The following is a 13,163-nucleotide window of genomic DNA, read 5'->3' on the forward strand; positions in this document are numbered from 1 at the left end:
TTTCGCCTCTCAGGGTGAGTAATTTCTTCTTTTCATCTGCTGATTTTTTAGGTTAATAAATTTGTAATTTGATACGTTGGTTATTCGTAATTGTGGCGGTAGATTTTAAATCCGCATAATTGAGTAATTCGACCAATTTGTTCAAGGTCAAGTTTCTTGGTATTTTACCCACATATTGATTGGGTGAGTTTGCAGCCTTCTTGTAATTGATGTCGATATCATACCACCGCGCTATTTCTCGTAGAACCTCATCAGTGTTGCTACCATCAAAACAAAACTGTCCCCTTGTCCAACCTATTATGTTGTCAATATTTACATTGGCCACTTGTAATTCTGTGGAACCATTTGTTCGGACTTGTTGATTCGGTTTAAGCACTGTATTTTTCCCCGTAGGGATAGTTACTTTTACAGAGCCTTCTTCCAAGCTAGTAAGGGTATTTTCCTCAGTTTTATATGCTTTAACATTGAATTTTGTCCCCAATACCTCAATATTCTGGTCATCTGTTTTTACAATAAAACGACTGTTGTCATTCAAATGATTAACCTCAAAATATCCCTCTCCCTCTAACTCCACAACCCTATCTCCTGTGCTAAAATTACTTGGAAAGGTAAGTTTAGAATCCGAATTCAAAACTACTCGGCTTCCATCCGTTAGAGTCAAACTAAAGGTGGATCCAATAGGAACTTGAATACTATTCTTAGGAATGACTGGCAAATTCGATGATGCTAAATGATAGCTAACTTTTCCATCTTTATCCTTCTTGATAATCATACCATCAACCTGGATTTCCTCATTGGCAGCCAACTGATCCAAATTAATCTCTCTCCCATTCTCCAAAGTCATGATAGCATGATCTTTTGCCGGTTTGATTTGACTTAACATTTCCATGGTAGCTTTCTTCTCAGATCCAGAAAGAAAATATTGATAACCAAAAATTCCTACTACAAGCAATGCCGCAGCAATTGGTAACCAGATAAGAGGTATTCGATATTTATTTCTTTCGGAACTTTTGATTGAAGTAATAAGTCTTGCTCTTGTTTTTATCCGAATATCATCTTCCATTGAAGAATCAAGATGATTGCTTTCTAGTTGTTCATACCATTCCAATAGCTCTTTCCGCTCCGCTTTCGTTTCCTTTGCAGCAAGATACTTCGTAAGTATTTGTAATAATTTAGTTTTATCTATCATAATAGACGGTTTATTGAGCTATCTTAAACATAAGTGTAGATTCATGCCGCTAGCTTCTACTATAAATTGAAAAAAAAATAAATTTCAACACAAGTAACTGATTAACAGTAAAATAATTTTAACATTAAAATAAGATGGTATAGTTCTTTGTCAAGACTTTAAGACGAGAAATGGCCTTATTGATATGTTTTTCAACGGTTGATTCTGCAATATTCATTCGTTCAGCAATTTCCTTATTGCTCAAATATTCATAGCGACTTAATTTAAATACGGCTTGACATTTTTCAGGAAGTCGCTCAATTTCTTCTTCAACCAAATCAATAATATAACGATAGTGGAGCCTATCTTCTAATGGTACGGATTCATCCAATACATCCAACTGATCTAGATTGTATGCTGGAACTTTTTTTAGGATTTTCTTCCGATAATTGGCCATGATGAGATATCTGCAGGAACTATACAGATATGCTGGCAAGCTCTTTATTTCAGCCAACCGATCCTTATTTTTCCAAACCGATAAGAACAAATCATGTAGTATGTCTTGTGCTAGATCTGCATCAGAGACTTTTGAAAGGATGTAATGTGAAAGATCTTTCGAAAACATATCATATAACAATACAAAAGCTCGCTCATTGCCCTGTTCGATAGCAATCAAGAGCTGAGAATATGCCAAGCTATGATCTTCATTCATTTTGATAACAATTTCTTTTTTAGGTTATGGCATCATATTCTATAATTATTCAATAGAAGATTTAATTATAAAAATTATGTTATATCTAATTAGCTAATAAGTTGTCTTTCGATTCTACAGAAACGGTTTTTTTCAAATGTACGATTATATAATTTAAATAATTTTGTTTTGCTTTTAGTTATTAAGAAATTTTTGCGACTAATATTAATTCCAGTCCTCAACCAACCTCGAACATTATTTCGAAGCAAATTAATTGGCCAACAATTTTTAGGATATTAATCGAAATTGCCCATTAGATATATGCCCAAGATTTAAGCATCCATTAGCAGATTATTTTAGAAAAGTAGAAAGATAAATCATCAATCTGAAGGGAAAGGTTTGGTCAATACTCGATTTTGATATTATTTACGCTTGAAGTCAATTATATCCCCATACCCACCATGCTTGATGATTTGAATTCTATTTTCAAACTCAAAACTTACGCTATAAATAACATCTGTAAATCCATCATTCAAGGTAAGTAGGTTATTTTTAAAGCTGTACTTTCCTTGTTCCAGGCAGTCATTTCCTGGTTCCCGGGATGAACATACCGAAAATTCAAATTCACCGTTGGAATTCAGGTTTAAATAAAGCCATTCATCCCCGTTAACTCCAATCCAGTTTCCAATAATATTTTCATCATTCTCCTTACTACAAGAAATGAAAAGCATTGAAACTAACATTAACAACAAGAATTATTTCATAACTAACAATCTATAAATCAAATTTATAAATAAATTCTTCAATCTCTTCTTGCCGGGAGTTTGCAAATCCTCGGTCAGTTCCAATTTTTACAAAACCACAATTTTCTAATACTTTTTGCGAACCTAAATTATCGAATGCTACCCTTCCATAAATTGGTCTCACTGCTATCATCTTCATCATTTCTTTAAGTGCCTTTGTTGCAATTCCCTTACCCCAATATTTTCGATCTATCCAGTAAGTGACTTCCGTTTTATCATCCATGATAAATTTGGCAACACTTCCAACAATGGTATTTTCAAACCAGATTGTCTGATTATTTATGGTAGGATTCTTTAAAAAACTTGTGTATTTATTGATATAAGCGGCTTTATTATCATGGTCTTTAGATGTAAAGGCCGCTAGGTATCCGCCTTCTTCATCAAGTTGAATCTGAAACAAAGTTTCCAAATCAGAAATCTCCGTATTCTTGAGTACTATTTCCGGGTTTTTACTTGTTTTAGTCATAATATTGCTGTTTTATCAACCTTCCTAAACTGCATAAGAAACATCAAAAAAATGGGGATGTTTCACAACAGCCCCTATGATTGTATATATGTCTTCAAAAACTTAAAGAAACTCGCTTATTTCATTGTTGTAAATATACTAATATTTTTAGTTATCAAAAATTTTATTAAATATTTTACTAAAATTATTACTTAAAACCTATTATGTGATTAGAAACCAAGACTGAGAAGAATTAAAAATAGAGGAAAACAAATTTTGCAGGTTCTTGCTATTTTTTACAAAAAAAGAAAGGGAAGCAATCTGGCAATTGCTCCCCTAACTATTAACCAATTATAAACTTAAATTATGAGATAGCAAATATAACTATTTAATGGATTATTCCTAATTATTTTTGCGTTTTTATGCACGTTTATTTTATCGGTCGACCTCACCAAGCACAATATCAATCGAACCGAGGATTGCAATCAAATCTGCAATCAATACCCCTTTTCCTAATTCTGGTAAAACTGAGAGATTGTTGAAACTCGGTCCTCTCGCCTTCACACGCTTAGGGATATCAGTTTTTTCCTGCGTGACAAAATAAAAACCTAGTTCTCCTTTTGGATTTTCAGCCCGAACATAATATTCTTGAGCTTTTAAGTTCACCTTCTTAGGAACTAATCCACGAGGATCAAAATCAGGCGTACGTTTAAAATCATGCATCAACCTTGGCAAACATTGCTCAATAATCCTTACAGATTCTTTGACCTCATCTACCCGTACCTTATAACGATCCCAACAATCCCCAACTGCGCCCATCTCACCTTTTCCAACAGGGATTTCAAATTCCAATTCCGGATAAACAGAATATCCATCCACCCTTCTTAAATCCCATTTTATACCAGAACCTCTCAACATTGGCCCTGAACAACCATAATTTATCGCCACATCTGCAGGCAATACACCAATATTAGCCGTACGCTGAATAAAGATTTGATTATTGGACAAAAGATCATCCAACTCTACCAATTTGGGCTTAAAATATTGGATAAACTCTTGACAACGTTCCTCAAAATTGACTGGAATATCATAAAACAACCCACCTACCCATATATAATTATAGAGCATCCTGGAACCTGATGCCCATTCCAACATATTCATAATATGTTCTCGGTCTCTAAAACACCACATAAATGGCGTAAAAGCACCGATATCAATGCCATAAGTTCCAATCGCAATCAGATGGGATGCAATTCTATTTAATTCAGTAACTAAGACCCGAATATATTCTATCCTTTTTGGAAGCTTATCCTGAATCCCGAGCATACGCTCCACCCCCATTACAAAGGCATGTGCATTGTTCATAGAAGCCAGATAATCCAAGCGATCAGTAAAAGGAATTGTTTTTCCATAATTCATGGATTCCGCATGTTTATCAAAACAACGATGCAGATAACCCATATGCGGAATAATTTCCTTTACAATTTCACCATCAGTAATCAGTTCCAACCGCAATACCCCATGCGTTGAAGGATGCTGTGGCCCTAAATTAATAACCATCTCCTGCGAAGAAACGGTATTAATCTTTTCCTGATAATTTTTATGAGCTTGTAAATAACGTTCGTTCATTGCTTATTTAATCGGGATATTATGATAAGTTTCAGGATCTTGATAATCTTTCCTCAGCGGATACCCAACCCAGTCCTCAGGCATCAATATTCTTCTTAAATCTGGATGATCTGTGAAAAATATGCCCATTAAGTCATATGCCTCCCGCTCATGCCAATCTGCTGTTCGCCAAACCTCAGATACCGATGGTACCTCTGGCAATTCATTCAAATTCCGCTCGGCTGAAACCCGAACCTTTAAACACAATTGCGTTTGAAATGGAATGGAGGTTAAATTATATACGACCTCAAAATATTCCTGCGGAAAGTAATCAACCGCAGTAACATTTGCTAAAAAGTCAAAATAATATCTTGAATCATCTCTAAGAAACTTACAGACTGACTTTAAATAATTAGGTGCTATATATAATGCAGATTGAAGACCAATTTCCTGGACCTCAACAACCGCATCTGGATGAACTGCTTGTAGTATATTTTCTTTGATTTCCTGAATCATAATTATGGTGCTAAACGATTTATAACCCAGTTATCATTCTCTTTCAGATAAACTATACGGTCATGTAGTCTACTGCTGCGACCTTGCCAAAATTCAACCCGAAAGGGTTTCATTAAGAATCCACCCCAAAACTCCGGTCTCGGCACTTCTTCTACGTTTTCCATTTCTTTTTCAACTTCCATCACCCGATTTTCCAAGGATTCACGATCTGGAATAATGGCACTCTGTGGAGATGCAATGGCACCTATTTGGCTACCACGAGGTCTAATGGAGAAATATTCGTCAGAATCTGATTTAGGAAGTTTCTCAACTTCCGCTTCAAAACGTATCTGCCGTTGAAGTTCTGGCCAAAAAAACAATGCTGAAACATGTGGATTTTGAAGAATCTCCTGCCCTTTTCTACTGTTATAATTCGTAAAGAAACTCAAACCATCCGCCTTGATATCCTTCAACAATACAACACGCGAGGATGGATAACCAAGCTCGGATACCGTAGAAACAACCATAGCGGTTGGTTCCATAATTTGCGAAGACATAGCTTCATCAAACCATTTCTGAAACTGTTCAATAGGATTTTTTAGGACGTCCGATTCGCTCAAACTGCTTTTAACATAGTCTTCCCGAATCGCGGCAATTTCTTTATGTTCAATGGACATGGCAAAGGATATTTCCTACAAACTTAACATAATCTCCATTTTTTATAGAAAATGAAATGAAAAATTATTGCTATTTTACAGTGGATTAATAATGTTATTCTATAAATTTGATATAAACACATCTATTTCTGTTATGTTCAACGAATATATTCCAAAACGAGGCAGTCTAATTTTATCCGAACCTTTCATGCTCGACCAAAATTTTGAACGCTCCGTCATCTTATTATGCGAACATGATGATCAGGATGGTACTGTAGGCTTAATCCTTAATCATCGTTCTATGCTCATGCTTTCCGATGTCTTAGAGGAAATCGAAAACCCCGAAGTCCCACTCTATTTTGGAGGACCGGTGGAAGGTAATGCATTATTTTTCGTTCATAAAGCCCAAGAAAAAATTCCCGGCGGAACCCATATCGTAGATGACCTCTATTGGGGTGGCGATTTTGAACGTTTAAAATATCTGATCAATGAAAACCTTATCTCAAACGAGGAAGTGAAAATCTTTCTCGGCTATTCTGGATGGAGCCCCGGACAATTGGACGGTGAAATCAAACAAAATTCATGGGCTGTACACAACTCCTTTAATATTGATTTAGCATTTATTACCGATGGCGAAAACCTATGGAAAGAAGCATTGATTAGTATGGGACCTAAGTATGCCCATGTCGCAAACTTCCCGAAAAGACCAGAATTCAACTAATAAAAAATAAACAAACATAAATCAACCAACATGAAGAAACATTTTTCTAACGTTTTGTTTTTCGCAGCAGCAACAGCATTTATTTCCTGTTCTGGAGCGAATTCTAATGGTACTGAACCAAAAGATACAACAACAACCAGTCAGGATACAACAAAATACCCGCCTGTAGAAACACTTCCGGCAAATGCAAATTATAAACCAGCTTTTGAAGGTCAAACTAGAATCGCAGGCGTAAAAACTACCTCTCCTTATGAAGGCGCAGTAGTAGTTGAAGGATTGAAACAACCTTGGGGAATCGCTGAACTTCCTGACGGAAGACTGCTGATAACCGAAAAAGAAGGTACCATGCGTATCGTGGATCCAGCTAAAAAAACAACGAGTGACGCAATCACTGGCATCCCTAAAGTAGATGCGCAAGGTCAAGGTGGTTTATTAGGAATTACCCTAGACCCTGATTTCGCAAGCAATAGAATGGTATATTGGGTGTTCGCAGAACCTGTTTCTGGAGGCAATCACACCGCAGTGGCAAAAGGTAAATTAGCAGATGATGAAAAGTCTATCGAAGGCGCAAAAGTAATCTATCAAGCTTTACCTACCTATAATGGCAAATTACACTATGGTGGACGTATTTTGTTCGATAAAGATGGTAATTTATTCGTTTCAACAGGTGAGCGCTCAGACTTGGAAACTCGACCTCAAGCGCAACAATTAAACTCAGCCCTTGGAAAAATTTTGAAAATCACCAAAGATGGTAAACCTGCAGAAGGTAATCCTTTCATTGGAAAAGGTGATGCTAAACCTGAAATCTATAGCTACGGACACCGTAATGTTCAAGGTCTAGCAATTAACCCAGCTACCGGAGATCTATGGGATTCTGAATTCGGTCCGCGTGGTGGTGATGAAATCAACTTGGTGAAACCAGGAAATAACTACGGTTGGGCAGAAATTACCTACGGCATCGAGTATAAAGGCGATGCAATCGGAAACCCTCCTATCCAACAAAAAGAAGGAATGGAACAACCTGTTTACTACTGGGATCCAGTTTTATCTCCAAGTGGTATGACCTTCTATAAGGGATCGAATGTTCCTGAATGGGAAAACAACCTATTTATTGGCGGCTTAAGCAGCACTCATATTGCTCGCCTTGTTATTAAAGACAATAAAGTCGTGGGTGAAGAAAGATTATTGGGTGATAAGGGTGAAAGATTCAGAGATGTTATACAAGCAAAAAATGGAGCACTATACAGTGTGACAGATGGCGGAAAATTATATAAAGTTGATAAAAAATAGTCTATCGACGATTCAATTTTAAAAGAAGAAGCCCTAACGAATGTTAGGGCTTTTTTAGGCACTATAATCATCTAATAGTCAATCCCTAAAACTCCCAAAATATATTTATATTCGTTAAAATTATTAACATACAATTTGTAAATATTTACAACAAATCATAAATATTACAAATAATATCATATTCGCAAATAAAATAGAACCAATTTTTAATTTGAATATTAATTATTTTATTTATTTTAGATAAAAATTTAAATATTTATTCATTAGTTTAATTTAATTGAGTTAATTCCAATAATTAAGATTTATTCAACCCTCAAAAATTAACAATGAGATTTAATTAACTCATGCGATTATGAAATTTATCGAAAATCTTCTGGTCAACCCTTCCGGATTAGGAAAAAAATCTGCCAAATCTGCAAAGAAAAAACTGAAACTTCTAAAAGCTGTGTATGAGCTTGATAACGCTTCAGTCAATGATCTTATGAAAAGTTTGACCTTAAGTTTCCCAACATTAAACAACTTAATGGTTGAACTGGTGTCAAATAATTACTTGACACAGCATGATCGTGGCGAATCCTTAGGTGGAAGAAAACCAAACCTCTACCAATTAACTGATGGCTTATTTAAAGTGTTAACCATCGAAATTAATCGCAAATCTATCCGTTTTAGTGTAGTCGACAATAATAGTATCATCCTATTCCCAGCACAGGAATTTCCGTTCGAATTATCAACAGACATTAAAGAACTACCATCTTTCCTCCAGTTGACCAAAAAATATATTAAAGAACAAAAAATAAATTTGGATCAAATTTCCGGAATCAGTATTTCAATGCCTGGATTGGTAGATCGATCTACTGGTGAAAACTTCACCTATTTCTATGAACCCGGATTTATTCTGGAAAAACACATTGAACATGAATTTAATAAGCCTACCAAAATTATTAACGACGCTAAAGTCGCTACCCTCGCTGAACAATTCTATGGCAAGCTGAAAAAGAAAAATAACGCTTTGGTGATTCGTTTAGATTGGGGAATCTCCCTTGGAATCGTGGCTAATGGTGAGATTTACCTGGGTAAGGATGGTTTTTCTGGTGAAATGGGACACATAAGCTTTATTAATGAAGGGGAGTTATGTTATTGCGGAAAACGTGGCTGTTTGGAAACTTTGGTCTCTGGTACCGCATTGGTCAACAAAGCTAAACAAGATATCGAAAACGGAACCCCAACCTTGATCGTATCCAGATACAACAATACGGAACTTACCCCTGAACATATTATCCAGGCCGCAATGGATGGTGACCAATATGCTATCCAATTGATTTCTGAATTAGGTGGTAAATTAGGTCGAGCCATCTCCCTGTTGATGCAACTATTTAACCCCGAAACAATTGTTCTCTCAGGAAGCTTCGCAAGGTCTTCTATGCTAATGATAACCCCTATTCAACAACAAATCCAAACCTATTCCATGAGCAAAATCGCAACTGGATGCAGTTTACAAGTATCAAATCTTTGTGAAAACGGACAAGCATTCGCCCTAGCAAGACATTTTATTAACACTTATTTTGAGGATAGAATTGAAAAGAATTAAAATAAAGTTACTTTAAGATTAATATTTACATTATCCTTTTCTTTTGTTCTCAAATTCTTTTGGATTCAGGGCATTCTTAATACCTTTGCGAATAATTCAAATTATATGAGTACACAGCTATCCAAGTACAGCGTCCTATTCTGGATGTCCGTCCTTTTAGTCTTCAGCTCTTGTAAGACTTCATTTTACCAAACTGCTGTTTCGAACAAACAAATGCTGGAAATCAATAATCAAATTCCAGAAGACACAGCAATATCCAGGTATATTTTACCCTATAAGAATCAACTTGAAGATAAGATGAATCAAGTCCTGGGCTATGCCCCTGAGGCTTTAATCAAAAACAGAAACCTTCCTGAGACACAGTTAAGTAATTTCTTCGCAGATGCTTTACTTGCTATTGGTCAAAAAGTTGACCCTCAAGTTACTTTCTCCATGGCAACCAAAGATGGAATCAGAGCCGGAATCAAACAAGGAAATGTGACTGTGGGATCTATCTTTGAAGTGATGCCTTTTGAAAATTACATCACTATTTTAGAGCTTAAAGGTTCCGATGTCAAAGTACTCGCTGACTTTATCGCAGAGACAAATGGCCAACCCCTAGGCAATGCTAAGGTGGTTATCAAGGACAAAAAAATCGAAAGCTTCAAAATTGCAGATCAGGACATCGACCCCAATAAAACATATAAACTTGTCACTTACGATTTCATCGCCAATGGTGGTGATTTAGTAAGAGGGCTCAATTCTCCAATTAGCAGAAATACAACCTCAGAACGCGTTAGAGAAGCATTGATAACCTATGTTCAGGAATTAACAAAAGAAGGTAAAAAAGTAGAATCAAAATTAGATGGAAGAGTTAAAATCATTGAATAGAAGAAGCTTTTTAAAAAGCGTGGTAGCTTTGGGAGCAACAGCCTCACTTAGCGCCATTCCATTTGCTGGCTATAGCAAATCCAAAGAAGTAAAAATTACTTTCCTGCATACTAATGATGTTCATAGTAGAATTGAACCTTACCCAATGGATGGTTCCAGACTTCAGGGCTTAGGCGGTGTTGCTAGACGCAGTACCTTAATCCAAAAAATCCGCTCCGAAGAGAAAAATGTGTTGCTATTTGATGCTGGCGATATGTTCCAAGGAACCCCATATTTCAATGTCTTTGATGGTAAAATAGAATTGGAATTGATGTCGAAATTAGGATATGACGCCGGAACTTTCGGTAATCATGAATTTGACAATGGTCTTGCTGGATTGTTAAAGCATTTTGATAAGGCCAACTTCCCTTTTGTGACCTCGAACTACGATTTTACAGGCACAATTATGGAAGGTAAAACCAAAGATTACCTGGTCTTCAATCGTGACGGCGTAAAAATTGGTGTATTTGCTGTCGGTGTGGATTTAAAAGGGCTTGTAGATCCTAAAAGTTATCAGGGTGTAAAAATTTCTGACCCAATTGAGGTTGCTCAAAAATATACCCATAAATTAAAGAAGGAACTTAAATGTGATTTGATTATTTGTTTATCCCATATCGGATACAACTATGACACGGACAAAGTTTCGGATTTACTCTTGGCAAAAAACTCCAGAGATATCGACTTAATTATCGGCGGACATACCCATACTTTCTTGACAAAACCAACAGAAGTCAAAAATTTAGACAACCAGATCACTTTGGTAAACCAAACTGGCTTTTCTGGGGTTAATCTAGGAAGAATCGATTTTATCTTGGACAAGAAAAAGGGAACAAAAAGAAGTATCGCAACAACATATACCATTGACAAAAGTTTAGATAAAGAATCAAGCAGAATTGCTTAAGTAACCTAACAGATATTGAGAGCATTAATTCGACTTTATATTAATTCTTATAAAGGCCTATCGCCTGCTGCATGGCTATTGGCCCTTGTGATGTTGATTAACCGTGCGGGATCAATGGTCATCCCTTTCCTTGGTATTTATATGTCATCAGAACTTGGGTTTAGCAAAACACAAATTGGATTGGTATTGGGATGTTTTGGGTTGGGCTCAGTTTGTGGTTCCTGGCTCGGTGGATGGTTAACGGATAAATTCGGAAACTTTAAGGTACAAGCCTGGAGTTTGATCTTGGTGATCCCATTATTCTTGGTTCTGCCATTATTCCGAACTTTCGAAGGTCTCGCCATGATGATCTTCTTCTTGACCTTAGTGGCCGATGTATTTAGACCTGCCAACTCCGTATCTGTAGCTCGGTATGCAAAACCAGAAAACATTACACGTGCCTATTCATTAAACCGAATGGCAGTAAACCTAGGATTCTCCATAGGCCCTGCCCTTGGAGGTTTCCTAGCTAAGTTCTCATACAATTGGATCTTCTACGGAAATGCCATTGCAGCAGCTTGTGCTGCCATAGTATTTATCTATTTCTTCAGAAACCGAAAAGCAAGAACTGAAATCGGTCAAACTAAATCCGCAACGGAACTTCCTGATGACAAACCAGTCAGAAACGCTTATAAAGATGGATTATTTATCATCTTTAATATTCTCTGTTGCTTATTTTCAATGGCATTTTTCCAACTCCTCAGTACCTTACCTTTATTCTACAAAGAAGCGCATAACTTGCATTCTGATGAAATTGGATTATTACTAGGTTTCAGTGGATTCGTAATTGTATTGTTCGAAATGGTCTTGGTTCATGTGGTCGAACATCGGTTTTCCGTTCGGCAAATCATGCTTTGGGGTACAGCCATATCAGGTATGTCCTACCTGATGCTCACAACTGACATGGGAATTGCTTGGCTTTATCTTGCCATGTTCTTTTTATCAACAGGTGAAATGCTGACCTTGCCTTTTACAGCCACCGTGGCTATCAATAGAGCAAATAAAAACAATCAAGGGGCATATATGGGGTTCAACTCTCTTGCATTTGCGGCAGCAAATATATTCTCCCCTTTCCTAGGAACTTATACCGCTGATCATTATGGCTATTCTACCTTATGGACAGCAGCAGGATTAACTTTAATATTTTGTGGAATAGGCTTCTATTGGATCATCAGCAAGATGAATGCTGAAAATTAACCTACATTTCTTTCATATGGAACTCGGGTTGCAATCGAGCGACCCAAGGTTATTTCATCAACATACTCTAACTCACCACCAAAAGCAATTCCTCGAGCGATCGTGCTTATCTGTACATTGAATTCCTTCAATTTCCTGTATAAATAGAAAATCGTTGTATCCCCTTCCATAGTCGCACTTAATGCTAAAATAACTTCCTGAACACTTCCATCGCGTACACGGTCTATCAATCCCTCAATCTTTAAATCCGCAGGTCCTATCCCTTCCATCGGCGAAATCAAACCACCCAACACATGATAAACCCCTGAATACTGGTTCGTATTTTCAATCGCCATCACATCCCGCGTATCTTCAACCACACAGATCAAACCCTTTTCTCTCTTAATGGATGCACAGATCTCACATTGATCCGTATCTGAAATATTATAACAGGTACGACAATATTTTATATCCTTTTTCAATCGGTCCAATGACTCCGTAAACCGACTAACTTCAGCATCTGATTGTTTCAATAAATGTAATACCAAACGCAAAGCAGTCTTCTTCCCTACACCGGGTAATTTCCCAAATTCTTCTACGGCTTGCTCAAGGAGTTTTGATGAAAAGTTCATTCTTCAAAATTACGAAAATATTAAGCAAAATAATACGCCAG

The 13,163-nt window shown here is 36.6% G+C and carries 14 protein-coding genes; 6 read left to right on the forward strand and 8 right to left on the reverse strand.

Translation table 11 applies throughout. The annotated features are described in order from the left end of the window. Nucleotides 1–52: 52 nt before the first annotated feature. From ACF3OC_RS13435 to pdxH, 7 genes are all read right to left on the reverse strand, one after another. A complete protein-coding gene (locus ACF3OC_RS13435; protein WP_392469423.1) occupies nucleotides 53–1,189 on the reverse strand; it encodes a FecR family protein in 1,137 nt (378 codons plus the stop codon). Nucleotides 1,190–1,313: 124 nt separating this feature from the next. Further along, nucleotides 1,314–1,880: an RNA polymerase sigma factor gene (locus ACF3OC_RS13440; protein ID WP_392469424.1), complete on the reverse strand. Its 567-nt coding sequence runs from the start codon at nucleotides 1,878–1,880 to the stop codon at nucleotides 1,314–1,316. A gap of 401 nt (nucleotides 1,881–2,281) precedes the next feature. Next, entirely contained in the window at nucleotides 2,282–2,602 is a 321-nt protein-coding gene (locus ACF3OC_RS13445) for a hypothetical protein (RefSeq protein WP_392469425.1), read from the reverse strand. Nucleotides 2,603–2,633: 31 nt separating this feature from the next. Further along, on the reverse strand, nucleotides 2,634–3,128 hold the full coding sequence (locus tag ACF3OC_RS13450) for a GNAT family N-acetyltransferase (protein ID WP_392469426.1): 495 nt from the start codon (nucleotides 3,126–3,128) through the stop codon (nucleotides 2,634–2,636). A 414-nt stretch (nucleotides 3,129–3,542) separates the two neighbouring features. After that, the gene (locus tag ACF3OC_RS13455; protein ID WP_392469427.1) at nucleotides 3,543–4,736 is read right to left on the reverse strand and encodes an NADH-quinone oxidoreductase subunit D; all 1,194 of its coding nucleotides are present in this window, start codon (nucleotides 4,734–4,736) and stop codon (nucleotides 3,543–3,545) included. 3 nt (nucleotides 4,737–4,739) lie between these two features. Next, entirely contained in the window at nucleotides 4,740–5,231 is a 492-nt protein-coding gene (locus ACF3OC_RS13460; RefSeq protein ID WP_392469428.1) for an NADH-quinone oxidoreductase subunit C, read from the reverse strand. Nucleotides 5,232–5,233: 2 nt separating this feature from the next. Further along, nucleotides 5,234–5,887, reverse strand: a complete 654-nt coding sequence (gene pdxH, locus ACF3OC_RS13465) for a pyridoxamine 5'-phosphate oxidase (protein WP_392469429.1) — start codon at nucleotides 5,885–5,887, stop codon at nucleotides 5,234–5,236. 187 nt (nucleotides 5,888–6,074) lie between these two features. On the opposite strand from pdxH, the gene ACF3OC_RS13470 reads away from it, so the two are divergent. The 6 genes from ACF3OC_RS13470 to ACF3OC_RS13495 all read left to right on the forward strand — a co-directional run bounded on the left by ACF3OC_RS13470 (nucleotide 6,075) and on the right by ACF3OC_RS13495 (nucleotide 12,511). Continuing rightward, entirely contained in the window at nucleotides 6,075–6,587 is a 513-nt protein-coding gene (locus tag ACF3OC_RS13470; protein WP_392469430.1) for a YqgE/AlgH family protein, read from the forward strand. A 30-nt stretch (nucleotides 6,588–6,617) separates the two neighbouring features. Then, entirely contained in the window at nucleotides 6,618–7,877 is a 1,260-nt protein-coding gene (locus ACF3OC_RS13475; RefSeq protein ID WP_094280032.1) for a PQQ-dependent sugar dehydrogenase, read from the forward strand. 352 nt (nucleotides 7,878–8,229) lie between these two features. After that, entirely contained in the window at nucleotides 8,230–9,465 is a 1,236-nt protein-coding gene (locus tag ACF3OC_RS13480; protein WP_392469431.1) for an ROK family protein, read from the forward strand. A gap of 105 nt (nucleotides 9,466–9,570) precedes the next feature. Continuing rightward, nucleotides 9,571–10,335, forward strand: a complete 765-nt coding sequence (locus ACF3OC_RS13485) for a 5'-nucleotidase C-terminal domain-containing protein (RefSeq protein WP_229678344.1) — start codon at nucleotides 9,571–9,573, stop codon at nucleotides 10,333–10,335. Continuing rightward, nucleotides 10,310–11,275: a metallophosphoesterase gene (locus ACF3OC_RS13490; RefSeq protein WP_392469432.1), complete on the forward strand. Its 966-nt coding sequence runs from the start codon at nucleotides 10,310–10,312 to the stop codon at nucleotides 11,273–11,275. Before ACF3OC_RS13485 ends, ACF3OC_RS13490 begins: the two co-directional genes overlap by 26 nt. A gap of 15 nt (nucleotides 11,276–11,290) precedes the next feature. After that, nucleotides 11,291–12,511: an MFS transporter gene (locus ACF3OC_RS13495; RefSeq protein ID WP_182499488.1), complete on the forward strand. Its 1,221-nt coding sequence runs from the start codon at nucleotides 11,291–11,293 to the stop codon at nucleotides 12,509–12,511. Here ACF3OC_RS13495 and recR read toward each other — a convergent pair. Beyond that, entirely contained in the window at nucleotides 12,508–13,122 is a 615-nt protein-coding gene (gene recR, locus ACF3OC_RS13500; RefSeq protein ID WP_094255932.1) for a recombination mediator RecR, read from the reverse strand. The genes ACF3OC_RS13495 and recR overlap by 4 nt on opposite strands. Nucleotides 13,123–13,163: the final 41 nt, after the last annotated feature.

This window comes from Sphingobacterium cellulitidis, assembly GCF_043187465.1.
GTDB lineage: Bacteria > Bacteroidota > Bacteroidia > Sphingobacteriales > Sphingobacteriaceae > Sphingobacterium > Sphingobacterium cellulitidis.